This window comes from Nocardioides ginkgobilobae, assembly GCF_054781275.1.
The window spans coordinates 36,280-59,183 of record NZ_BAAGUS010000003.1; the positions used below are offsets into that span (position 1 = coordinate 36,280).

Sequence of the window (22,904 nt, forward strand, 5' to 3'; positions counted from 1 at the left end):
CGGGTCAGCGGGTCAGTAGCCCCGGGGCTTCCCGTCGCGGCGCAGCCAGTCGTCGAAGAGCTCGTCCAGCTGCTCCCCGGAGACCTTCTCGGCCAGGCGCTCGAGGTCGCGGGTGCGGACGTTGTCGTAGGCGAAGTCGGCCGCCCAGCGGCGGGCGAGGTCGAGGAAGTCGCGGGTGCCGATCTCGCGGCGCAGGGCGTGCAGGGTCATGGCACCGCGGGCGTAGACGGGCTCGCCGAAGAGGTCGGCGGGGTCGGTGAACTTCACGGGAGCCGGGCTCCACAGGTCGTCGTCGGCGTCGCGGGAGTAGAGCGCGTCGAAGTGCTCCTGCGGGGTGCGGCCGCCGCGCGCTCCCGACCACATCCACTCGGTGTAGGTCGCCCACCCCTCGGCCAGCCAGATGTCGTGCCAGTCGGTGAGGGTCACGGAGTTCCCGAACCACTGGTGCGCGGTCTCGTGGACCACCGTCGAGGTGTCCGCGCCGTCGGGCGGGTAGAACGGCCGACCCTGGGTCTCGAGGGCGTAGCCGACGTACGCGTCGTCCACGACGTGCCCACCGGAGGAGAACGGGTAGGGACCGAAGAGCTCCTCGCAGAACGCGATCACCTCGGGCAGCACCTCGCGCGCCCGCTCGGACCCACCCACCAGGGAGTCCTCGAAGAACCACAGCGGCAGCCGCCGCCCGTCGACGGAGGTCACCGAGGACTCCACGACGTCGTAGCGCCCGAAGCCGACCATCGCCAGGAACGTCGACATCGGCTCCTCCTGGCGCCAGGTCCACGTGGTGCCGGTGCCGTGCGGGGCGGTCTCCACGAGCTCGCCGTTGGCGACCGCGGAGTACCCCGCCGGTGCCGAGAGACGGTAGGTGAAGCGGGCCTTGTCGCCGGGGGTGTTGTTGGAGGGCAGCCAGCTCATCGCGCCGACCGGTTCGTTGATCGCGATCGCGCCGTCACTGGTGCGCACCCAGCCCTCGGTGCTGCCGTCGGCGTCCACGACCTCCGGGGGCCGCCCGTCGTAGGAGACCGTCACCGTGAAGCGACCGGCATCGACCACCGCCGACGGCGTCACGACCAGCTCGGTGCCCTCGCGGGTCCACCGCGCCGGCTGTCCGTCCACCAGGACGGAGGTGACCCGGGGGCCGTCGAAGTCGAGGTGGAAGCTGCGCATCGCGGTGCGCGCCACCGCGCGGATCCGCACCGTGGCGATCGCCCGGTTCGTCGTCGGCTGGTAGTCGATGCCGACGTCGTAGGCCCGCACCTGGTAGCCCGCGTTGCCCTGCCCGGGGAAGAGCGACTCCCGCGGCGCCGCCACCGAGGAGGCGCCCAGCAGCCCGACGAGGAGCGACCCTGCGAGGCCGGCAGCGAGCGCCGACGTCGTCCGTCGCGGGGTGGAGGTCACCCGAGGACGATATGCGCTCGCGCGCCACCGCGTGGCGGTGTCAGCATTCCCCCTCGTGATGACCCGGTGGTGACACAGTGATCGCCCGGCTGCGTGCCCTGCGCGTCGACGTGACCCCGCTGCGCACCTCGCGTGACTTCCGGCTGCTGCTGGTGGCGGGCACGGTGTTCTACCTCGGCGCGATGGTCACCTACGTCGCCATCCCCTACCAGGTCTACACGCTCACCGGCTCCAACTTCCTGGTCGGTGCGATCGGCATCGCCGAGCTCGTCCCCCTCGTCGTCTTCGGCCTGTACGGCGGTGCGCTGGCCGACCACGTGGACCGCCGCCGCCTCCTGGTGTGGACCGGGCTGGCCCAGGCCGCGGCGACGGCCGGGCTCGCGGCCAACGCCTTCGGTGCCTTCGGCGAGCCCAGCGTGCCGCTGGTCTTCGTGGTGGCCGTCGTCCTCGTCTCGACGTCCGCGATGCAACGGCCCTCGCGCGAGGCGCTGATGCCGCGCACGGTCCGCCACGACGAGCTGGTCGCCGCCAACGCGCTGTTCAGCCTGGGGATGCAGGTCGGGGTGCTCCTCGGCCCGGCCATCGGCGGCCTGCTGATCGCCTACGTCGGCCTCGGCTGGTGCTTCGTCGTCGACATCGTCGGCCTGCTGCTGGCCACCCTGATGTACGCCGCCATGCGGCCCTACCCGCACCGCGCCGAGACCACGCCGCCGTCGCTCTCCGGCGTCGCCGAGGGCATGCGCTACGCGATCGGTCGCCGCGACCTGCTCGGCACCTACCTCGTCGACATCGCCGCGATGGTGCTGGCCTTCCCCGTCGTCCTCTTCCCCGCGCTGGTCTCGGAGGTGTTCGCGCGACCCGAGCTGCTCGGGCTGCTCTACTCCGCCGAGACCGTCGGCGCCCTCGTCGCGACCGCGCTGTCCGGCTGGACCGCGCGCGTGCACCACCACGGCCGGGCGATCGTGCTCGCCGCGGCGGCGTACGGCGGGTTCATCGCCCTCGCCGGCGTGATGCCGTCGTTCTGGCTGGTGGCCGTGGCCCTGGCGTTCGCGGGCGCCGCCGACATGATCAGCGGCGTCTTCCGCTCGACCGTGTGGAGCCAGACCATCCCCGAGGCGATGCGGGGCCGGCTGGCCGGCATCGAGATGCTGTCCTACTCCCTCGGCCCGCTCGGTGGCCAGGTGCGCGCCGGCGTCACCGCCGACCTCTGGTCGGTGCGCGGCGCGATCACCTCCGGTGGCATTGCGTGCGTGGCGGGCGTGACGCTCACCGCCGTGTGGCTGCGCGACTTCTGGGGCTACGACGCCCGCTGCGATCCGCACGCCGTCGCCGAGCGGGAGGCTCGGGCAGCGGCGGGGGAGGTGTGAGGCGTCCGGGGATCCCTCCGGCCGCGCCGGCGCCGCCCGGGCTACCGGTCGAACGCCGCCCGCACCTGGGTCTCCGACAGTCCGTAGTCCTTCAGCGAGTAGCGGTGCGACGGCTTGGCGTGGCCGGTGCGCGCCTCCTCGTCGATCGCCTTCACGACCGCCTCGGCCTCGGCCGTCAGGGTCAGCCCGAACGCGTCGTACACACCGCGCACCGTGCCCATCGGGTCGGCCTGCAGGTCGGCGAAGTCGACGTCGACGAACTGGGCGGAGTCGTAGCGCGGCCGAGCGTCGTGGAAGGCGTGGTAGGCCCGCGACCACAGGTCGAGCTGCGTGTGGCCGATGACGCCGCCGACGTAGGTGTCGCTGTGGCCGGCGGTGGTGGCGGCCGACAGGGAGCACGACGAGGCGATGCAGACGACCGGGTCACGGCGCGTGTAGACGACGAGCGCGTCGGGGTAGACCGTCATGAGCGCGTCGAGCGCGGTCATGTGCGAGGGGTTCTTCAGCACCCAGCGCTTCTCGGGGTCGTTGAGCCCGATCAGCTGCAGGTTGGCCCTGTGCCGCTGGTAGGCGTCGGTCCAGTCCTGGCCCTTGAGCCAGTCGGTGTAGCGCGGCAGGTTGGCCAGCGACTCGTAGGAGTTGGACTTGCCGGTCTGGCGCAGCAGCCGCCAGCACTCCTCCTCCGAGGTCGCGTCCATGTAGTGGATCCCCATGAAGTCGGGGTCCTCGACGTGGTGCGCGGCGAAGGCCTGCTGCATCGCGGCGAAGATCGGGTCCGCGTCCCAGGTCTCGCGCGGGGGCCGCGGCTGGGGGTACTGCGTCAGCCACATCTCCAGCCCCTGGTGCGCGGGGTCCGCGGCCAGCAGCCGGTGCAGTGCGGTGGTGCCGGTGCGCGGCAGGCCCATGACGAAGATCGGCCGCTCAATCGGTACGTCGGCGTGTTGCGGCAGCGCGTTGAACTGCGCCTGGGTCAGCAGCCGGCCGACCAGCGCCGACTTCACCTCCGAGCGCTGGAAGTAGTTGCCGCGCCCGGTCAACCCGGCCTCGGGGGAGTTGAGGTCTTCGACGAGGACCCGCAGCCCCTCCTCGTGCGCGGTGCCGCCGAAGTCGTCCATCCCGACGGTCCGCACCGCCGCGGCCACGATGTCCTCGTAGCTCCCGACGTCGGCCCGCTCGCGGGTCATCACGTTGTCCGACATGTCAGTCGTGGAACTCGCCGCAGTCGACGGTCAGCATCTGCCCGGTCACCGCCGAGGCCAGGTCGCTGGCGAGGAACAGCGTCGCGCGGGCGACCTCCTCCGAGGACGCGAGCCGCTTGAGGTCGGTCGGCGCCGCCTTCTCGGCGTACACCTCCTCGTGCGTCTTGTTCTCCACGGCCGCGAGGAAGTCGAAGTAGCCGCGGTTGACGTCCTCGTAGATGTACGACGGCGCGACGCTGTTGACCCGGATCCCGCGCGGCCCGAGCTCGGTCGCCAGCGACGACGCGAGGTGCTCCAGCGCCCCCTTGGAGAGCTTGTACCCGGCGTACTCCGGCTGGCTGGAGAAGGCCACGCAGGAGTTGAGCATGATGATCGAGCCCTTCGACTCCGCCAGGGCGTCGGCGAAGAGCGCGGAGAGCCGCAGCGGGGCGAAGACGTTGGTCTCGTTGACCTTGGCCAGCTTGCGGGGGTCGATCTGGGTGATCGGGTCCATCGGCGGGATCGCGAAGGCGTTGTTGATGACGCAGTCGACCCGGCCGAAGGCCTCCAGGCTCTTCGCCACCAGGTTGGCGCGGGAGTCCTCGTCGGTGACGTCCGTGACGACGCTGGCCACCTCGGCACCGAGCGCGCGGACCTCGGCCGCCACCTCGTCGAGCCGGGCGGCCGTGCGGCTGGCGATCACCAGCTTCGCGCCCATCTTCGCCGCCTCGACCGCCAGCGACCGGCCCAGGCCGGGCCCGATCCCGGAGATCACGACCACCTTCCCCGCGAGCAGCGGGACGGGGGAGTAGCGCTCCTCGATGGAGGTGTCGTGCGCGTCGGCGTAGCCCAGGGTCTCAGTCACCCGGCGATACTAGAACGTGTTCTAGGTTTGGTCGAGAGGTCTGTGGGGGCAGGTCGGGAGCAGCCTGGCTGCCCCAGACCCACCGGCCCAGTGTCTCGCGGGGAGCCGCGCACCTGGGCGTGGCTCAGCCGGCGTCGGTCAGGGCGTCCTTCATCGCGACGTTGAGCCCGGCCTGCGGATCGGGGACCGGACCGGGGTCGTGGCTGGTCGAGGTGTCCTCGAGCCGCACCGGCTCGGGCAGGGCGGTGAAGTCGCGAGGGGTCGTCATGCAGCGACGGTACGCCGCTGTGGGGGTCGTGACGAGGGGTGCGCCCCGACGACCGCTCGGTGCTGGTCAGCTGATCATCCGGCGGGCCACCCCGCGCTGCCGGGCGGCGATCCGCGCGGCGTACTCCTCGGCGGTGAGCGGCGCCAGGTGCGGCAGTCGCGAGGGCACGTCGGTCAGCTTCACCACCTCGACGCTCGGCCCGTCCTCGGGGCCGAGGTCGCGCTCGAGACGCTGCCAGCGCAGCATCATCGAGCCGGTGCGGTGGCCGGTGGTCTCCAGCCAGTTCGCGAGGTACGGCGCTGCCGGGTCGCCCGAGGGCGGGTGCTCGGAGACGACGAACCGCATCACGCCGTCGGGGTCGCAGGCCGACTGCGCCTTGGTCAGCGAGGTCTGGTGGGTCTCGTAGTCGGTCGAGGCGTACCAGTCCGAGCCCACCTGGATCGCCTGGTAGGCGGCCTCGTCGCACCGCGGGACCGACACGATCATCGCCTCGTCCTCGGCCAGTGCGTAGTGGCCGATCGAGGAGCGCTGCGAGGAGAGCCCGCCCGGGGTGGACTGCGGCGCGGTGAGGGTGTTGACCGGCTCGGCGTACTGGAACCAGTGGGGGAAGGCGAACCACGTGCGGATCGAGGAGGTGATCGAGCGGGCGGCCACCTCGTACTTCTTGGTCAGCAGCTCGCGGGTGAGCGGCCTGGCCGGCTGCCCGAGCGTGTCGGTGCGCTCGATGGTGATCCAGCCGGGCTCCTCAATCTCCCAGTCGCAGAACACCTCGCGCACGATCATCGTCTTGGCGCCCGGCTCGGCGACGTAGGTGAACTCGAAGGACCCGTCGGCGTCCCGCTCGAGCTCGCGGTCGTCGAAGGCCATGAGCGAGGTGGCCGCGGAGTCGGCGGTGTAGGCCCCGCCCATGACCTGGAACGACAGGTCGGCGGAGGTGCCGCGACGGCCGCGGACGACGTACTCCACGCCCTCGCGGAGGTAGGCGTTGAAGTAGATAGCGTCGGGGTTGTCCAGGCCCTGGCGGGAGAACTGGTGGGTCGGCTGGACGAAGAGCGGCCGGTCGAGGTCGTAGTCGAAGGCGGTCTGCATCGCCATCCGGATCCGCCCGGACAGGTAGTCGTAGCCCTCGAGCAGGTCGGCCTCGGAGCGGATGAACGGCGCGGCCGCGACCAGCCGCTCGCCCTCGGCGATGGCCTCGCGCAGGGGGGCGGTGAGGTCCCAGGAGCCGTCGGTGCCGGGGACGTCGGGGTTGGCCGCGGGCTCGGTGCCGTGGGGGGCGTGCGTCATGACAGCGCTCCCGGGCTCAGCCGTTGACCTTGGCGATGACGTTCTCGGCGTACTGCTCGAGGTTGCGGATCTTGGTCTCCAGCGGCTCGGTGTCGGGACCCTTGATGTAGGGGACCCGGAAGCCGACGATGCAGTCGGTGACGCCCTTGTCCTCCAGGCGCTTGATCCCGTCGACGGAGTAGGCGTCGAAGGAGATGACGTGCACCTCGAAGTCGTCGCGGGTGTCGCCCTCCTCCTCGCGGATCTCCTTCAGCCGCACGAGCAGGCGGTCCAGCTCCTCGCCGTCGCCGCCGGCGTGCATCCAGCCGTTGCCCTTGCGCACGGCCCGGCGCAGCGCGGCGTCGACGTGGCCGCCGACGAGCAGCGGGATCGGTGCCGGGGCGGCCGGGCACTGCTTGAGCGACTCGATCTCGTAGAACTCCCCGGAGTAGGAGAAGTACTCGCCCGTGGTCAGCCCCTTGAGGATGTCCATGCACTCGTCCATCCGCTTGCCGCGCTTCTCCCACGGCACGCCGAGGGCCTCGAAGTCCTCGGGCCACGGCGAGAGCCCGACGCCCAGGCCGAGCCGGCCGCCGGAGAGGTGCGCCAGCGACGAGGCCTGCTTGGCGACCAGCACCGGCGGGCGGACGGGCAGCTTCAGCACGAAGGGCGTGAGGCGCAGCGTCGTGGTGTGCGCGAAGAGGTGCGCGCACAGGATCATCGTCTCGATGAACTCCTTGCCCTCGAGGAACTCCCGGTCACCGGTGTCGGTGTAGGGGTACGTGGAGTTCGAGTGCTCGGGGTAGATCAAGGAGTCCGCGACCGTCATCGACGTGTAGCCGGCGGCCTCGGCGGCCTGCGCGAGGGGGGCGTAGTAGCTGGCCTGGGTCATCGCCTCGGCGTAGGTGAACCGCATGACCCGAACAGTAGAACCTGTTCTACATTTGTGCCAGAGTCCCGCTCGTGGACCTCGCAGAGATCAGCGACCGGCTGGAGATCGCCGACGTCGTCACCCGCTACACCCGGGCCATCGACACCGGTGACTGGGACAAGCTGGACACCGTCTTCACGCCCGACGCCGACATCGACTACGTGCAGTCCGGCGGCATCCACGACACCTACGCCGTCGTGAAGCCGTGGCTGGCCGAGATGCTGCCCGCCTTCTTCCCGCACCGCATGCACACGATCGGGCAGGTCGACGTGCCGTGGACCCCGGGCGCCGACGAGCTCGAGGTCTGCGCCTACTTCGACAACCCGATGCCGATGGACGACGGCCAGGGCGGCACCAAGATCGTCGAGGTCGGTGGGATCTACCACCACACGATGGTCCGGACCGCCGACGGCTGGCGCTCGCGCAAGCTGGTCGAGCAGGTCGTCTGGAAGCGAGGGTTGTAGTGGGCCTCCCCGAGGAGCGCCCGCCCGGCCTGGACTCCCCGATGACCGCGCGGATCATCAAGTACGGCGCCAAGGCGCAGGTCGCGGTCTTCCGCGCCACCAACGGCCGGATCGGGCGCAACTGGCGCATCGGCGCCGGCTGGAGGAAGCCGGTCCCGACGCTGCTCCTGCACCACGTCGGCCGCAGGTCCGGCACCGAGTTCACCACCCCCCTGCTCTACCTGCGCGACGGCGACGGACCCGGCGCCGACCTGGTGGTCGTCGCCTCGCAGGGCGGGCTGCCCAAGAACCCCCAGTGGTTCCACAACGTGGTGGCCGGCCCCGGCTGCGCCGTGAGCCTGCCCGGCCGTCGCCGGGTCCCCGTGCATGCCCGCCAGGCCTCGCCCGAGGAGAAGGCCGCGCTGTGGCCCCGCCTCGTCGACCTGTACGCCGACTTCGCGAAGTACGCCGAGTGGACCGACCGGGACATCCCGGTCGTCGTCCTGAGCCCCCGCTGAGCCCGGCCGAGCGCGGACCCGGCTTGGCTCGACCCGCCCCGGACGCGATGATGGACCGGTGATCGACCGGCTGCGCGACGAGGACCACCCCGTGCTGACGGGCCTGGTCGCCCTCGTGGCGGTCGGGCTGGTCGTCGGACTCGTGCTCGGGGGTGTCGCGCTCGGCGCGACCCGCGTGCTCGGTGTCGGCGGCGAGGACACCTCGGCCACCGCCAGCGACGACGTCGACTTCTTCCTCCCCAAGCCGTCCCCGACCGACGGCCCGTCGGGCCCGCTCATCACCCTGGCTCCCGAGGAAGGTGGCGCCTCGGAGTCCGCGTCGACCCGGCCCGAGCCGGAGGAGACCGAGGAGATCGAGGACGCCGAGGGCGAGATCACCCTCTCGGCGGGGCAGACCACGGTCGGCGTCATGCAGAACATCGACCTCACCGGGGTCTACCCCGGTGGCGAGGGTGCGGTGCTGCAGGTGCAGAAGTTCAGCGGCGGCTGGCAGGACTTCCCGGTCACGGCCGTGGTCAGCAACGAGACCTTCGCGACGTACGTCCAGACGAGCTCCCAGGGCGTCAACCGCTTCCGGGTCGTCGACAGCGAGACCGGCATCGCCTCCAACGAGATCAAGGTGACGGTGGGATGAGTCGGGCGCTGCCCGCCGCGGCGGTGCTGCTGCTCGCCCTCGTCCTCGCCGCCTGCGGTGGCGACGACCCCGTGGAGATGCCGACCGTCGACGGCGCGCCCGCCGCCGACGCCGGCGACACGGTCGCTGGGCTGCAGGTCCGGCCCGTGCTCGGGCAGCTCGCCGAGCTGGGGTGCGACGTCGACGGCGAGCCGGAAGCGCCCGGCAACGCGCCGGCCGACGAGGAGGCCGCACTGTGCGACCTCGACGGCATCGGCTACCGCCTCGGCCCCGCGGTCGCGGGGCAAGAGGGCGTGGAGGCCGCCGAGCTCTACCGCACGGGCGAGGCCTGGCGGATCCAGGTGACCCTCGATCCCGAGGCCACGGACGCCGTGGCGGGGCTCGCCGAGGACGCCGCCTCGTCCGACAGCCAGATCGCCCTCGTCGTCGACGGGCTGGTGCTCAACGCACCCACCGTCGGCGGGACGATCGGCGGCACGCTCCAGCTCGTCGGGAGCTGGACCGGCGCCCAGGCCGAGGACTACCGCGCGCGGATCGCGCCGTAGCCCCCGGGCCCGGAGCGCCAGGAGCTCACTCCGGCACGTAGTCGAAGGGGTCGGGTCCGCGACGACCCGAGGGCCCGCGGTCCAGGGCGCTGATCTGCGCGACCTCCTCCGGGCTCAGCTCGAAGTCGAAGATCGCGAAGTTCTCCTCCATCCGCTCACGCTTAGTCGTCTTCGGGAAGACGATGTCGCCGCGCTCGACGTGCCAGCGCAGGGTCACCTGGGAGGCGGTCCGCCCGTGCGCCGCGGCGATCTTGCCGATCACCTCGTCGTCCAGGACGTCCCCCTGCGCGATCGGGCTCCACGCCTCGACCTCGACGCCGTGGCGGATCGAGGCGGCCCTGGCCTCCTCGTTCGGGAAGTAGGGGTGCACCTCGATCTGGTTGACCGCCGGCACCACGCCGGTCTCCTCCACGATCCGGTCGAGGTGCGCGGGCTGGAAGTTGGACACGCCCACCGACGTCGCGCGCCCCTCGGCCACGAACTCGGTCAGCGTGCGCCACGTCGAGACGAAGTCGCCGCCGTACAGCGTCGGGAGCGGCCAGTGGATGAGGAACAGGTCCACCCGGTCCAGGCCCAGCTCGGTGAGGGTGCGGTCGAACGCGCGGCGGGCGTCGTCGGGGCGGTGGAAGCCGTTGTTGAGCTTGGAGGTCACGTAGAGCTCGTCGCGGGCGATGCCGGAGTCGGCGATCGCGCGACCCACGCCTGCCTCGTTCTGGTACATCTGCGCGGTGTCGATGTGGCGGTAGCCCACCTCGAGGGCGGTGCTGACCGTGGCAGCCGTCTCCTCGGGCGGCACCTGGAACACGCCGAATCCGAGCTGCGGGATCTGCGTCTGGTCGTTCAGGGTGATCGTGGGAACGGTCATGCCCTCCACAACACCAGCCGGTGGACCGGTATTCACCACCCGCCGGGGATCGTGAGGACCCTCACGCCACAATGACCGGGTGCACTACACCGAGTACGACACCCGCCTCGCGGCCTACGCCGTCGTCACCGACGACGAGGGCCGGGTGCTGCTCGCGCTGTGGAACGAGGGCGCGCGGCGGCAGTGGACCCTGCCGGGTGGCGGCCTGGAGCTGCACGAGCGAGCCGAGGAGGGGGTCGTCCGCGAGGTCCTCGAGGAGACGGGGTACGACGTCGAGGTCGACGCCCTGCTGGGCGTCGACTCCTACGTCCTGCCCTCCGAGCGACGCTCGCTCGACACCCGCCGGCCGATGAAGGCCTTCCGGGTCATCTACCGCGCCCACGTCGTCGGGGGCGAGCTGACCCACGAGGAGGACGGCAGCACCGACGAGGCGGCGTGGTTCCCGCTGGCGGAGGTGTCCTCGCTGGACCGGGTCTCGGTCGTCGACATCGCGCTGGGGATGGCGGGCCTGCGCTGAGGCCCTGCGTCCGGGGCCTCGGGTCTGGTGTTCGGCTGCCTCATCCCTCGACCCAGGGCCGGGCCGGCAGGAGGATCAGTCGTCATCCGGCAGCGTCTTGACCTCGCGGTCCCCGACCGTGGGGCGCCCCTGGTTGCGCTCTGGGCTCAGTCCGAGGTGGGGACCAGGAAGCGCTTCTTGGCCGACACGGTGGGGCCGGCGCCGACGAGGGGGAGCTCGGGGTCGGGGAAGCCGCCGCAGGCACGGATGGTGGCCTCGGAGGCGGCGTTGTCGAGGTCGCAGGTGACCAGGGCCTCCTCGACACCGAGGTCGGCCAGGACCTCGAGGGAGCCGCGGAGGATGGCGGTGGCGTAGCCCCGGCGCCGGTACGCCGGGCGGACGCCGTACCCGACGTGACCGCCCCAGGTGGCGAGGAATTCGTTGAGCTCGTGACGGATGGAGACGCGGCCGACCAGCGCCCCGTCGACCTCGGCGACAAGGAGCGAGGAGCACACCATGCGTCCGCGCAGCGACCGGCCGTGCCGCACTTCCTCAAGCCAGGCGAGGTACTCGGCCCAAGTGCCCGCTTCGTCGCGAAAGAGCAGAAAGCCGAATCCGTCGGCGGCCAGCTCATGGTGGGCGGCCCGGGCCTCGGCCTCGTCGTCGAGGTGGAAGGGGCGCAGGATCAGCGGGCCGGTCATGAATCCAGCAGACCAGGGAATGGATCGGGACGCGACTGCATTGAGCCCAGTGAGCAAAGTTGAGCGCATCGGACTCAGGTAACTTGCCTGACGTATCGGAGCGACGCAGACTTGCCGCGATCCCCCGAACTCTCGAACTCAAGCTGGAGGTAGCACCATGGCGCGAGCCGTCGGTATCGACCTGGGCACCACGAACTCCGTCGTGTCCGTCCTGGAGGGTGGCGAGCCCACCGTCATCGCCAACGCCGAGGGTGCTCGGACGACCCCGTCCGTCGTCGCCTTCGCCAAGAACGGCGAGGTCCTCGTCGGTGAGGTCGCCAAGCGGCAGGCCGTCACCAACGTCGACCGCACCATCCGCTCGGTCAAGCGCCACATGGGCACCGACTGGAAGCAGAAGATCGACGACAAGGACTTCACGCCGCAGCAGATCAGCGCGTTCGTCCTGCAGAAGCTCAAGCGCGACGCCGAGGCCTACCTCGGCGAGACGGTCACCGACGCGGTCATCACCGTGCCGGCGTACTTCTCCGACGCCCAGCGCCAGGCCACCAAGGAGGCCGGCGAGATCGCGGGCCTCAACGTCTCGCGCATCGTCAACGAGCCGACCGCGGCCGCCCTGGCCTACGGCCTGGACAAGGGCGAGGACCAGATGATCCTGGTCTTCGACCTCGGTGGCGGCACCTTCGACGTCTCCCTGCTCGAGGTCGGCGAGGGCGTCGTGGAGGTCAAGGCGACCTCGGGCGACAACCACCTCGGTGGCGACGACTGGGACGCCCGCGTCGTGGACTGGATGGTCAAGAAGTTCAAGGACAACAACGGTGTCGACCTGGCTGCGGACAAGATCGCCAAGCAGCGCCTGCAGGAGGCCGCGGAGAAGGCCAAGATCGAGCTGTCCTCCTCCAGCGAGACCACCATCCACCTGCCCTACATCACCCACGGCGAGTCCGGCCCGCTGCACTTCGAGGAGCGGCTGACCCGCGGTGAGTTCCAGCGGCTGACCGCCGACCTGCTCGAGCGCACCAAGGCCCCGTTCCAGGCCGTGCTCAAGGACGCCGGCGTCGCGATCTCCGCGATCGACCACGTGGTCCTGGTCGGTGGCTCGACCCGCATGCCGGCCGTGACCGACGTGGTCAAGGAGCTGCTCGGCGGCAAGGAGCCCAACAAGGGCGTCAACCCCGACGAGGTCGTCGCCAACGGCGCGGCCCTGCAGGCCGGCGTGCTCAAGGGCGAGGTCAAGGACGTCCTGCTCCTCGACGTCACCCCGCTGTCGCTGGGCATCGAGACCAAGGGCGGCGTCATGACCACCCTGATCGAGCGCAACACGACGATCCCGACCAAGCGCTCGGAGATCTTCACCACCGCCGACGACAACCAGCCCTCGGTGGAGATCAAGGTCGCCCAGGGCGAGCGCCAGATGTGGAGCCAGAACCAGCCCCTGGGCAACTTCGAGCTCACCGGCCTGCCGCCCGCGCCGCGCGGCGTGCCGAAGATCGAGGTCACCTTCGACATCGACGCCAACGGCATCGTCCACGTCACCGCGAAGGACCAGGCCTCCGGCAAGGAGCAGTCGATGACGATCTCCGGCGGCTCCGCGCTGTCGAAGGACGACATCGACCGGATGGTCAAGGAGGCCGAGCAGTACGCCGAGGAGGACGCCAAGCGTCGCGCGGCCGTCGAGACCCGCAACCAGGCCGAGCAGCTGGTCTACACGACCGAGAAGTTCCTCGGTGACAACGCCGACAAGCTGCCCGAGGACGTCAAGACCGAGGTCCAGGCCGACGTCGACGCGCTCAAGGCCACCCTGGAGAACGCCGAGGCCGACGCCGAGGAGATCCAGGCGGGCGTCACCAAGCTGGGCGAGTCCTCCCAGAAGATGGGCGCCGCGATGTACGCCGCCGCGGAGGCCGACCAGGCCGCCGCGGGTGGCACCACCGGCGCGACCGGGGAGGCCGACGACGACATCGTCGACGCCGAGGTCGTGGACGAGACCGACGGCGCCGACGCCGACGGTGCCGAGGGCCAGGACAAGTGACCCAGCCCGACGACGGGAACGCCACCGAGGACCGGGGGCCGCAGCACGCGGCCCCCGGCCCCGGGGGCTCCTTCGGTGAGGAGGCAGCAGAGATGACCGAGAACACCGAGGTCGAGGCCGGCGCCGAGGGCGGCGACCCCGCCGCGGCGAGCACGCCGGCCGAGCAGCAGGACCGCCCTGCCGAGGGCGGGGAGCACGCGAGCGAGGCGCTCGACGTCGACCCGCTGCAGGCGGCGCACGACGAGGTGGCCGTCCTCAAGGCCGAGCTCGGCGAGCGCACGCTGGACCTCCAGCGCCTGCAGGCGGAGTTCCTCAACTACAAGCGGCGCGTGGACCGTGACCGCGACCTGGTCAAGGAGAACGCGACGTACGCCGCGCTCTCGCCGATCACCGAGGTGCTGGACACCATCGACCGGGCGCGCGAGCACGAGGAGCTCACCGGCGGCTTCAAGAGCGTCGTCGAGCAGCTCGAGCGCACCGTCGCGCAGGCCGGGCTGGTCCGCTTCGGCACGCCGGGCGACGCGTTCGACCCGAGCCTGCACGAGGCGCTCTCCCACATCGGGGAGGATCCCGACGTGGAGGTGACGACCTGCAAGGTGATCGCCAAGGCCGGCTACCGCATCGGTGACCGGGTGGTGCGGGCCGCGCAGGTCCTGGTGGTGGACCCGGCCGGGTCCTGACCCGGCAGCACACGCACGAGACAGTCAGCAGAGAAGGACGAGGGGAGGGACTCCCGTGGCGGGCAAGGACACCGACGGCATGCGCCCGGACTGGGCGGAGAAGGACTTCTACGCCGTGCTCGGCGTGAAGAAGGACGCGAGCGCCGACGACATCAAGAAGGCCTACCGGCGGCTCGCCCGGGAGAATCACCCCGACTCCAACCCCGGCGACACCGCGAAGCACGATCGCTTCAAGCAGGTCGCCGAGGCCTACGACGTCGTGGGCGACCCCGAGAAGCGGCCGAAGTACGACGAGCTGCGCCGGATGGTCTCCTCCGGCGGGTTCCGGGGCGGCTTCGGAGGCGGCGGGTACTCCCGCGGCGGGGCCGACCAGGGCATCAACCTCGAGGACCTGCTGCGCGACCGGGGCGGCCCCGGGGGCGGCGGCGGCTTCGGCGACATGTTCGGCGACCTCTTCGGGGGCGGTTTCGGCGGCCGGCGTACGAGCCGACCGCGCGCCACCAAGGGCGCCGACGTCGAGAGCACCGCGACGATCTCCTTCACCGACGCCCTCGAGGGCGTCACGATCTCGCTGCGGCTCACCTCCGAGGGGGCCTGCGCCACCTGCTCCGGCACCGGCGGCAAGCCCGGCACCAAGCCGCGGGTCTGCGCCGAGTGCGAGGGCAGTGGCTTCGTCACCGGTTCGATGGGCGGCGGCTTCAACCTCAACGAGACCTGCCCCGCGTGCCGCGGGCGCCAGCTGCTGTACGACGAGGCGTGCCCGACCTGCCACGGCAGCGGCCGCGGCTCGTCCTCGCGCACCATCCAGGCCCGCATCCCCGCGGGCGTCAAGGACGGCCAGCGCATCCGGGTCCGCGGCAAGGGCGGTCCGGGGGAGAACGGCGGACCCGCGGGCGACCTCTTCGTCACCGTGAAGGTCTCCCCGCACCGGGTCTTCGGCCGCTCCGGCGACAACCTCACCCTCGACGTGCCGGTCTCCTTCGACGAGCTGGCGCTGGGCTCGGAGGTCCGCATCCCCACCCTCGGTGGGTCGCCGGTCACCCTCAAGATCCCGGCCGGTACGCCCAACGGACGCACCTTCCGGGTGCGTGGCAAGGGCGCGACCAAGCCCGACGGCACCAAGGGCGACCTGCTCGCGACCGTCGAGGTCCAGGTGCCCGCGGTGCTTGACGTCGACGCGCGCGCCGCCGTCGAGGCCTACCGCATCGCCACGGCCGGCAAGCCGTTGCGCTCCAACCTCTTCGACCAGGCCGGCTCCTAGAGGAGGTGGGCAGGTGATGTCCGGACGCAGCTCCCTCGGGCCCTTCGGGGCTGATCCCGACGCCGCGGTCTTCGTCATCTCGGTGGCCGCCGAGCTCACCGGGCTGCACCCGCAGACCCTGCGGACCTACGAGCGGCTCGGCCTGATCACCCCCGGCCGCACCGGCGGCGGTGGGCGCCGCTACTCCCAGCGCGACCTCGAGCGGCTGCGCGAGATCTCCGAGCTCACCTCCGCCGGCATCGGCATCGAGGGCGTGCGCCGGATCCTCGACCTCGAGAACCGCGTCGCCGCCCTGGCCTCCCGCAACGAGGAGCTCCAGGTCGAGCTCGAGGCCACCCGCGAGGCCCTGCGCCAGGCGCTCGACCGTCGCCGCGCCACCGGTCGGGCCCCCGAGCGGCTGCCCGTCCTCCGCTCGCCCGACCCCGGCTCCTCCCTCGTGGTCTGGCGCCGCCCCCGCTGACCCGTCGCGTGTTCGGCGGTGACCCGTCGCATCCTCGTCGCGCCCGAGGACGGGGCGGGTCGGCCACGAGGATGGGGCGGGTCGGCCACGAGGATGGGGCGGGTCAGCCACGAGGATGGGGCGGGTCAGCGGTCAGGCGGTGAGCCAGCGCACCTGGTACGGCGCGAGGTCGACCGAGCCGCCGGTGTCGGTGGCGTGCAGGGCGGTGGGGCCGGACAGGCCGCCGAGGTGGTCGGTGACGGCCGTGCCGGAGCGGCCCAGCCCGACGTGCTCCAGCACCCACCACGGCACCCGGCGCGGGGTCGGGGTCATGTTGTGCAGGGCGAGGAACGGTCCGTGGGGGTGGCGGCGCAGCACCGCGAAGACCCCGTCGGGGGCGATCTCCAGCACGGTGGCGGGGGTCGCGGCGTGCAGGTGCGGCAGCGAGCGGCGTACGTCGACGAGGTGCTGGAGCCGTGGCAGCAGCCCGTGCGGGTCGGGCGGGCGGTGGGTGCCCTCGACCCAGGGCATGCGGGGGCGGTGGACCCAGCGGTTGTCGTCGGCGTGCTCGGGCTCGGAGTCCCAGTCGGGGTCGTTGAGCAGGCCCACCTCGTCGCCCATCCAGATCACCGGGACACCGCCGAAGCCGAGGATCGCGGCATGCAGCAGCAGGATCCGCTCCAGGGAGAGCGGGTCCCCGGCCTCGAGCCCGGCCAGGGAGGCCAGCGACCCGGAGGTGCGCTTGTCACCGGTGACGGGGTTGAACTGGAAGACCAGCCCGCGTGCCCAGGAGCCGTCGAAGGACCCGTCGTACCAGTCGGCCAGGAAGCGGCGGTGCGCCGAGCCCCAGAGCCCGACCGCCTCGGCGTCCTCGTCGGTGATCGCCCAGCCGATGTCGTCGTGGCAGCGGGCGTAGGTGATCCAGCCCGTCGTCGACGGCGGCGGGGGGAGCGCGGCCATCGCCTTGGAGGAGAGCCGGGTGTCGCCGCTGGCGAGCATCGACCACAGGTGCACCATCAACGCGTTGTGGTAGGCGAGGTCACTGACCTTGCCGTGCCGCTCGCCCTCGCCGAGGTAGGCCAGCAGGTCGCGCGGACCCACGATCGCCTCGGCCAGGAAGACCACCGCCGGGCAGGCGATCCGCGCCACCGTGCGCAGCGCCTGGGTGAGCGCGTGCACCTCGGGCTGGTTCTGGCAGTTGGTGCCGAGCCGCTTCCACACGAAGGCGATGGCGTCGAGCCGGAAGACCTCGCAGCCGGTGTTGGCGAGGTCGCAGATGATGTCGGCGAACTCCTCCAACACCGCGGGGTTGGCCCAGTTCAGGTCCCACTGCCAGGCGTTGAAGGTCGTCCAGACCCAGCCGCCGAGCTCCTCGTCCCAGCTGAAGTTGCCGGGTGCGAAGTCAGGGAAGATCTCCGGCAGCGTCTCCTCCCAGCGGTCCGGCTCGGTGCGGTCGGGGTAGGTGAGGAAGAAGTCGCGGTACGCCGCCTCGCCGGCCCGTGCGCGGGCCGCCCACTCGTGCTCACGAGCCACGTGGTTGAGCACCAGGTCCAGGCACAGGCTCATCCCGCGCTCGCGCAGCGAGCCGGCCAGGTCGCGCAGGTCGTCCATCGTGCCCAGGTCGGCGCGCACGGCGCGGTAGTCGGCGACGGCGTACCCGCCGTCGTGGGGCGCCGGCCGCGGCTGCAGCAGCGGCAGCAGGTGGAGGTACGTGACGCCGAGCTCCTGCAGGTGGTCGAGCTTCCCGGCGACGCCCTGGAGGGTCCCCGCGTAGCGGTCGACGTACGCCGCGTAGCCCAGCACCCCCGGCTGCTGGAACCAGTCCGGCGCCAGGACGCGGCGCTCGTCGAGGTCGTGCAGGTCCGCGGGGCGTGCGGCGAAGCGGCGGGCCGCCACGGCGAGCAGCCGGTCCACGACCGCGTCGGCGTCGTCGTACAACGGCTCGACGCCGGCGCGCAGGTCCGGCAGCCACCGCTCCATCCGGCGCTCGAAGGTGCGCACGAGGTGGGCGGGCAGGTCGGCAAGGGCCTCGGCGACCGCGGGCCGGCCCCCGGGCTGCGAGGGGGACGTGTGCTGGGCCACAGGCAGACCGTAGCGGGCGCCGAGGGTGGGAGAGGGGTGGTCAGGGACACCTGGTGCGGCTGTGGTGGTCGCCACTACCCTCTGGTGGATCGTCTCAGACGATGGGGCTGACCGAGGAGACCTGACGTGGACTGGTTGCTGGACTGGGCACGCGACTGGGCCGCGGACGTGGGCTGGGTCCACTTCCTGACGATCCCGGTCTTCACCGGCGTCATCGGCTGGCTGATCAACTGGTCGGGCCTGTGGATGCTCTTCTCGCCCGTGCACTTCAAGGGCGTGCGGATCCCCGGCATGCGCGAGCTCGCGTCCGTGCTGCCGCGCAAGGCGCAGGAGGTCCCCGGTGTCCTCCAGGGCGGCATCGGCTGGCAGGGCATCGTGCCCGCCCGCGCGGCCAAGATGGGCTCGATCGCGGTCGACAAGGCGATCGCCAAGCTCGGCACGCCCTCGGAGTTCTACCAGCAGCTGGAGCCGGACAAGATCGCCGAGCACATCGTCACGACCTTCCGCCCCGAGATCCCGGGCCTGGTCGACGAGGTCATGCGCCGCGAGCACCCGCGGTTGTGGCGCGACCTGCCGCGTCCGGTGCGCGCCGCCGTCATCGACCGGGTGCAGGCACAGCTGCCCAGCGTCGTCGGCAACGTGACCCACGAGATCGGCGTGCACATCGACCAGATCCTCGACCCGAAGATCATGGTCATCGACCACTTCCGCGAGAACCCCGCCCTGGTCGTCAAGATCTTCCGCGACTTCGGTCAGCGCGAGCTCAACCTCATGGTGGCCTTCGGCTTCATCTTCGGGTTCCTGCTCGGCATCCCGGTCGCCTTCGTCGACAGCATCTTCAAGCTCTGGTGGCTGCTGCCGGTGCTCGGCGTCGCCGTCGGCTGGGTCACCAACGCCCTGGGCATGTGGCTGATCTTCGAGCCGCCGGAGCCCAAGCGGATCCTCGGCATCCGCGTGCACGGGCTCTTCCTGCGCCGACAGGACGAGGCCGCCGAGGTCTACGCCCGGATCATCGCCGAGGACGTCATCACCCTGGAGCGGATCGGCGACTTCATCCTCGACGGCCCCAGCGGCGACCGCACCCGGCAGATGCTCGCCACGGCGCTGCGCCCGGCGATCGAGCAGGCAGCCGGCCCGGCGAAGGCCGCGGTGCGCGTGGCCATGGGTCCCGCTCGCTTCGACACCATCCGCGACTCGGTGGCCCAGGAGGCGGTCGGGCGCACGCTCGTGCCGTTCAAGGACCCGGAGTTCAGCAAGCGGCAGTCGGAGAAGATCCGCACCCTCATCGCGACCCGCACCAAGGAGCTCCCGCCGCGCGACTTCGTCGAGATGATGCGCTCGGCGATCAAGGAGGACGAGTGGATGCTCTACGCCCACGGCGCGATCATGGGCCTCGCCGGTGGCTTCCTGCACCTGTGGATCTTCGGGGTCGCCAAGTGAGCCAGCCGCCCCGCGAGCCCCACCCCGATCCGGTCGGGCCCCGTGTCGAGACCCGCCTCGACGGCCGCGCCGACGGCCGGTCGGCCCCGCGCGCCCTGCCCGGGCAGGCCCAGGTGGTCCCCGCCGTCGAGGCCCTCCCCGGCCTCGCGCGGGTCGCGGGGTACGCCGCCCTCCACACCACCGAGTGGGGCGTGAAGAGCTACGTGCGCTCGGCCCGCCGGCTCGCCCGGGCCGCGACCAACCGCGACGAGGCCGCCCGCCTGGCCCACGACGCCACCGAGGCCGCGCAGGTCGTCTCCGACCTGGCCCGCGCCGTCTCCGGCGGCACCCCGGTCGGCACCGCGCTGCTGCGCGCGGCCGAGTCCCTGGGCGCCATCCGCGAACCCGTCAACGGAACGGTCCCGTCGGTCGTCCCCGGCACGGTCGGTCCCGAGGAGCCCCGTGCCCGCTCGCTGCGCGACAAGGGCGCCGAGCTGCTCGAGCGCTCCCGCGACGTCTGGTCCAGCGAGGACGGCCACCCGGCGTACGACCGGATCCTCAGCGAGCTGGCCCCCGACGAGGCGCGCATCCTCGTGCTGCTGCTCGAGAAGGGCCCCCAGCCGAGCGTCGACGTGCGCACCGGCGGACCGATCGGGATGGTGAGCAGCCAGCTGATCGCCCCGGGCCTGACGATGATCGGCGCCCGCTCCGGCGTGCGCTACGTCGAGCAGGTGCCGGCCTACCTCAACAACCTCCACCGGCTCGGCCTCGTCTGGTTCTCCCGGGAGCCCCTGAAGGACCCGCTGGAGTACCAGGTCGTCGAGGCCCAGCCCGACGTGCTCGCCGCGATGCACTCGGTGAAGTTCGCCAAGGTCGTGCGCCGCAGCATCCACCTCACGCCGTTCGGCGAGGACTTCTGCCGCACCGTGCTGGTCGACGAGGTCACCGCCGAGCGGTCCTTCCCCGAGCACCAGGCGCCCCCGGAGGCCCAGAGCGGCGAGCCGGGCTCGGACCGCGGCGGCTCCTGACGCGACGCCGCCCCCGGGACATCAGGCCGGACCCCTGACCACGCCCCCGCCCGGGGGGTGGCCAGGGGTCGGCACTCCCTGATCCTGCGGATCGACCAGCCGGCTACGACCGGTCGGTCGGTCCGCCCGCTCCCTCCACGGGCGGCTCGGAGAGCGGCGGTTCGGTGACCGCCATCAGGGAGATCGTGAAGACCGAGCCGCCGTACTGGCCCGGTCGGTAGGTGACGCGGCCGTTCTGCGCCTCGGCGAGGGTCCGCACGACGTGCAGGCCCAGCCCGGTGCCGGTGGCGACCGTGCCGGTGGCGCGGGAGAACTCCTTGAACAGCTGGTCGCGGAACTCCTCGGGCACGCCGGCGCCGCGGTCGACGACGTCGATGGCGACGTGGTCGGGTCGGGCGGAGTCCGGGCGGATCCGGATCGTGTAGGGCGCCTCGCCGTACTTGATCGCGTTGCCCAGCAGGTTGCTCACCATCTGCTCCAGGCGCAGGGCGTCGGCGCGGACGAGCCGGTCGTCCTCGACCACGATCTCGACGTCGAGGCCGTAGCGGTCGCCGGCGACCGACTCCACCACGCTGCGGGCGCAGACGGGGGCGAGGTCGATGCGCAGGGTGCCGCGCTGGATCTGGGCGGCGGTCAGCAGGTCGGCGGTGATGCTGTCGAGCATCCGCGCCTGACGGGCGACCGACGACATCAGCCGGCGCTGCATCTCCGGGTCGAGCTGGGCGTCGCCGTCCCAGCCGCTGGCCTCGGCGATGCCGCAGATGACCGCGACCGGGCCGCGGATCTCGTGGGCGGTGGTGGCGATGGCGCGGCGCAGCAGGGCCACGTCGTCGGAGGTGGAGTCGAGGTAGACCAGCAGCGACCAGCCGGTACGCCGGATGGTGGCCCGGCACGTGCCGCCGTCGAGCTCGACCTCGAAGGAGGCGTCGGCGTCCAGGCGGTGGTAGGCCACGAGCGAGGCCAGGGTCGGGGCCGCGAAGCCCAGCGGGGTGCCGGGGCTGGTCTTGCCGCCGATGACCCGCTGGGCGGTGGTGTTGGCGTAGACGATGCGGAAGAGCGGCTCGTCGGCCAGCTCCAGGATCCCGACCGGCGCCATGCTCATCGCCTGCCACCACGAGATGGGGGAGGCGCTCACCCCGCCGGGCGTGACCGGCGCGTCCAGGCTCGGCGGCGCCGGGACGTGCGACACGACCGTCGCCGGGGCGACGGTGGACGCGGCGGCCTGCGGTCGCGCCGGGTCGGCCGGCTGCGGCGAGGTCCCGGCGGGCGCGGCGGGGTCGGGCCGGGGGAAGGCCGGCGGCGTCGGGGCCAGGCTCTCCGGCGCCTCCAGCGGGGGGACGACCGAGAGCGAGCGCGGCGTGCGCGGCGGCGCCCCCGCGGTCATGTCGCGGACGTAGTCGAGGATGGAGTCGAGTGAGGCGCCCTTCTGCACGTAGCCGTCGGCGCCCTGGGCCATCGCCCGCTCCGACATCTGGGTCGCCCCGAACCCGGACAGCACGATGATCTTGGCGCTCGGGCAGGTACGCCGGATGGCCGGGAGCGCCTCCAGGCCGTCCATCACGGGCATCGACAGGTCGAGCAGCACCACGTCGGGGCGCTCGGCGCGCACGACGTCGATGCCGGCCTTGCCGTCGCCGGCCTCGCCGACGACGTCGAAGCCGCCGCGGTCCAGTGCGAGGCGCAGCAGGTCGCGGAGGTCGGCGGTGTCGTCGATGATGACCGTCCGGAGCGGACGGACTCGGGGTGCGGCGCTCATGGTCATGACCTCTCGGCGTCCTTCGTGTGGCTGTGCGGGTGCGGGTCCTCGGCCGGTGCGGTGACCGGTCCGGCGGGCTCGGTGGTCGCGGCGCCAGCGGTCGCGGCGTCCACGACGGTCGCGGTGGCGGTGCCGCCCGAGCGGCCGGCCGCGTCCTGGACCGCCAGCGCGGCAGGCGTGCTGCGGACCAGGTCGAGGCTGGCGCTGCTGCCGAGCAGGTCGGTGATGATCCGGCTCGCGGAGTCGATGGACACGCTCAGCGACTCGTGGGCGCGCTTGGTGTCGTCGAGGTCGAGGGCCATCTTGGCCACGACCAGTCCCTGCAGGACGGTGTCGTTGAGCTCGAGGGCCTGCTGCTCGCGCTGGCGCAGGTCCTGGAAGAGCTGGGCGCCCTCCATGAGCGAGGAGTAGTTGCGCCGCAGGCTCCAGTAGTAGAGCGCCACGACCGCCCCGACGACGTCCCAGATCGACAGCGGCCAGTGCCACGCCGCACGCATCGCCAGCCCGCGCTCGGTGTCGATGTCGAGGGACGGCAGCAGCATGTGGATCGCGTGGATCCCGTGGTGCACCGCGCAGGAGAAGAAGATCGAGGCGGTGGCGGCTCCGAGCGGGTTGGTGCGCAGCTGGCCGCTGCGCGCCAGCGGCACCACGATCGCCATGCAGATGAGCAGGTAGGCGACGGCGATGATCCCGTTGCTGATCATCCCGATGACCCAGGACTCCATGCCGGTCACC

At 72.0% G+C, this 22,904-nt stretch carries 23 protein-coding genes; 12 read left to right on the plus strand and 11 right to left on the minus strand.

Annotated features, from left to right (window positions below; all coding sequences use genetic code 11):
• Positions 1-12 precede the first annotated feature (12 nt).
• Positions 13-1,398, minus strand: coding sequence for a M1 family metallopeptidase (locus ACYVID_RS04165; protein ID WP_460734711.1), 1,386 nt, complete (start codon positions 1,396-1,398; stop codon positions 13-15).
• Between the two features lie 77 nt (positions 1,399-1,475).
• Here ACYVID_RS04165 and ACYVID_RS04170 point away from each other — a divergent pair, with 77 nt between their 5' ends.
• Positions 1,476-2,765 carry an MFS transporter gene (locus tag ACYVID_RS04170; protein ID WP_460734713.1) on the plus strand — a complete coding sequence of 430 codons (1,290 nt, stop codon included), beginning with the start codon at positions 1,476-1,478 and terminating at the stop codon, positions 2,763-2,765.
• Positions 2,766-2,806: 41 nt separating this feature from the next.
• Here the strand turns inward: ACYVID_RS04170 and ACYVID_RS04175 are convergent, their stop codons facing one another.
• From ACYVID_RS04175 to ACYVID_RS04195, 5 genes are all read right to left on the minus strand, one after another.
• Entirely contained in the window at positions 2,807-3,964 is a 1,158-nt protein-coding gene (locus tag ACYVID_RS04175; protein ID WP_460734715.1) for a sulfotransferase family protein, read from the minus strand.
• A 1-nt stretch (position 3,965) separates the two neighbouring features.
• Positions 3,966-4,808 (minus strand): SDR family oxidoreductase, encoded by an 843-nt coding sequence (locus tag ACYVID_RS04180; RefSeq protein ID WP_460734717.1) that lies wholly within the window; start codon positions 4,806-4,808, stop codon positions 3,966-3,968.
• Positions 4,809-4,932: 124 nt separating this feature from the next.
• Positions 4,933-5,076: a hypothetical protein gene (locus ACYVID_RS04185; RefSeq protein ID WP_300644581.1), complete on the minus strand. Its 144-nt coding sequence runs from the start codon at positions 5,074-5,076 to the stop codon at positions 4,933-4,935.
• A gap of 66 nt (positions 5,077-5,142) precedes the next feature.
• Complete coding sequence (locus ACYVID_RS04190; protein ID WP_460734720.1) at positions 5,143-6,363, minus strand: hypothetical protein; 1,221 nt, start codon at positions 6,361-6,363, stop codon at positions 5,143-5,145.
• Positions 6,364-6,379: 16 nt separating this feature from the next.
• Positions 6,380-7,258, minus strand: coding sequence for a TIGR03619 family F420-dependent LLM class oxidoreductase (locus ACYVID_RS04195; RefSeq protein WP_460734722.1), 879 nt, complete (start codon positions 7,256-7,258; stop codon positions 6,380-6,382).
• A gap of 47 nt (positions 7,259-7,305) precedes the next feature.
• Here ACYVID_RS04195 and ACYVID_RS04200 point away from each other — a divergent pair, with 47 nt between their 5' ends.
• The 4 genes from ACYVID_RS04200 to ACYVID_RS04215 are packed head-to-tail and all read left to right on the plus strand — an operon-like array spanning position 7,306 to position 9,413.
• A complete protein-coding gene (locus ACYVID_RS04200) occupies positions 7,306-7,737 on the plus strand; it encodes a nuclear transport factor 2 family protein (protein ID WP_460734723.1) in 432 nt (143 codons plus the stop codon).
• Positions 7,737-8,234, plus strand: a complete 498-nt coding sequence (locus tag ACYVID_RS04205) for a nitroreductase/quinone reductase family protein (RefSeq protein ID WP_460734725.1) — start codon at positions 7,737-7,739, stop codon at positions 8,232-8,234. Before ACYVID_RS04200 ends, ACYVID_RS04205 begins: the two co-directional genes overlap by 1 nt.
• 58 nt (positions 8,235-8,292) lie before the next feature.
• Positions 8,293-8,868, plus strand: coding sequence for a hypothetical protein (locus ACYVID_RS04210; RefSeq protein ID WP_460734727.1), 576 nt, complete (start codon positions 8,293-8,295; stop codon positions 8,866-8,868).
• Positions 8,865-9,413: a SecDF P1 head subdomain-containing protein gene (locus ACYVID_RS04215; protein ID WP_460734729.1), complete on the plus strand. Its 549-nt coding sequence runs from the start codon at positions 8,865-8,867 to the stop codon at positions 9,411-9,413. Before ACYVID_RS04210 ends, ACYVID_RS04215 begins: the two co-directional genes overlap by 4 nt.
• Before the next feature lie 25 nt (positions 9,414-9,438).
• On the opposite strand, the gene ACYVID_RS04220 is transcribed toward ACYVID_RS04215, so the two are convergent.
• The gene (locus ACYVID_RS04220; RefSeq protein ID WP_460734731.1) at positions 9,439-10,278 is read right to left on the minus strand and encodes an aldo/keto reductase; all 840 of its coding nucleotides are present in this window, start codon (positions 10,276-10,278) and stop codon (positions 9,439-9,441) included.
• A gap of 79 nt (positions 10,279-10,357) precedes the next feature.
• Between ACYVID_RS04220 and ACYVID_RS04225 the strand changes: the two genes are divergently transcribed.
• Complete coding sequence (locus ACYVID_RS04225) at positions 10,358-10,795, plus strand: NUDIX hydrolase (protein ID WP_460734733.1); 438 nt, start codon at positions 10,358-10,360, stop codon at positions 10,793-10,795.
• A gap of 146 nt (positions 10,796-10,941) precedes the next feature.
• Here the strand turns inward: ACYVID_RS04225 and ACYVID_RS04230 are convergent, their stop codons facing one another.
• Positions 10,942-11,475, minus strand: a complete 534-nt coding sequence (locus tag ACYVID_RS04230; RefSeq protein ID WP_460734735.1) for a GNAT family N-acetyltransferase — start codon at positions 11,473-11,475, stop codon at positions 10,942-10,944.
• A 157-nt stretch (positions 11,476-11,632) separates the two neighbouring features.
• Here ACYVID_RS04230 and dnaK point away from each other — a divergent pair, with 157 nt between their 5' ends.
• The 4 genes from dnaK to ACYVID_RS04250 all read left to right on the plus strand — a co-directional run bounded on the left by dnaK (position 11,633) and on the right by ACYVID_RS04250 (position 15,905).
• A complete protein-coding gene (gene dnaK, locus ACYVID_RS04235) occupies positions 11,633-13,504 on the plus strand; it encodes a molecular chaperone DnaK (protein WP_460734737.1) in 1,872 nt (623 codons plus the stop codon).
• A complete protein-coding gene (gene grpE, locus ACYVID_RS04240; RefSeq protein WP_460734739.1) occupies positions 13,501-14,184 on the plus strand; it encodes a nucleotide exchange factor GrpE in 684 nt (227 codons plus the stop codon). The genes dnaK and grpE overlap by 4 nt, the downstream gene beginning before the upstream one ends.
• 79 nt (positions 14,185-14,263) lie before the next feature.
• Positions 14,264-15,445 (plus strand): DnaJ C-terminal domain-containing protein, encoded by a 1,182-nt coding sequence (locus ACYVID_RS04245; protein ID WP_460735080.1) that lies wholly within the window; start codon positions 14,264-14,266, stop codon positions 15,443-15,445.
• A 16-nt stretch (positions 15,446-15,461) separates the two neighbouring features.
• A complete protein-coding gene (locus tag ACYVID_RS04250; RefSeq protein WP_460734741.1) occupies positions 15,462-15,905 on the plus strand; it encodes a heat shock protein transcriptional repressor HspR in 444 nt (147 codons plus the stop codon).
• A 132-nt stretch (positions 15,906-16,037) separates the two neighbouring features.
• Here the strand turns inward: ACYVID_RS04250 and ACYVID_RS04255 are convergent, their stop codons facing one another.
• Complete coding sequence (locus ACYVID_RS04255) at positions 16,038-17,864, minus strand: alpha-amylase family protein (protein WP_460735082.1); 1,827 nt, start codon at positions 17,862-17,864, stop codon at positions 16,038-16,040.
• A gap of 228 nt (positions 17,865-18,092) precedes the next feature.
• On the opposite strand from ACYVID_RS04255, the gene ACYVID_RS04260 reads away from it, so the two are divergent.
• Both ACYVID_RS04260 and ACYVID_RS04265 read left to right on the plus strand, forming a co-directional pair.
• Positions 18,093-19,406 carry a hypothetical protein gene (locus tag ACYVID_RS04260; RefSeq protein WP_460734743.1) on the plus strand — a complete coding sequence of 438 codons (1,314 nt, stop codon included), beginning with the start codon at positions 18,093-18,095 and terminating at the stop codon, positions 19,404-19,406.
• Positions 19,403-20,413 carry an Abi-alpha family protein gene (locus ACYVID_RS04265; protein ID WP_460734745.1) on the plus strand — a complete coding sequence of 337 codons (1,011 nt, stop codon included), beginning with the start codon at positions 19,403-19,405 and terminating at the stop codon, positions 20,411-20,413. Before ACYVID_RS04260 ends, ACYVID_RS04265 begins: the two co-directional genes overlap by 4 nt.
• Positions 20,414-20,516: 103 nt before the next feature.
• Here ACYVID_RS04265 and ACYVID_RS04270 read toward each other — a convergent pair whose 3' ends face one another.
• Positions 20,517-22,169 (minus strand): ATP-binding response regulator, encoded by a 1,653-nt coding sequence (locus ACYVID_RS04270; protein ID WP_460734747.1) that lies wholly within the window; start codon positions 22,167-22,169, stop codon positions 20,517-20,519.
• A 2-nt stretch (positions 22,170-22,171) separates the two neighbouring features.
• Positions 22,172-22,894, minus strand: a complete 723-nt coding sequence (locus ACYVID_RS04275; RefSeq protein ID WP_460734749.1) for a hypothetical protein — start codon at positions 22,892-22,894, stop codon at positions 22,172-22,174.
• Positions 22,895-22,904: the final 10 nt, after the last annotated feature.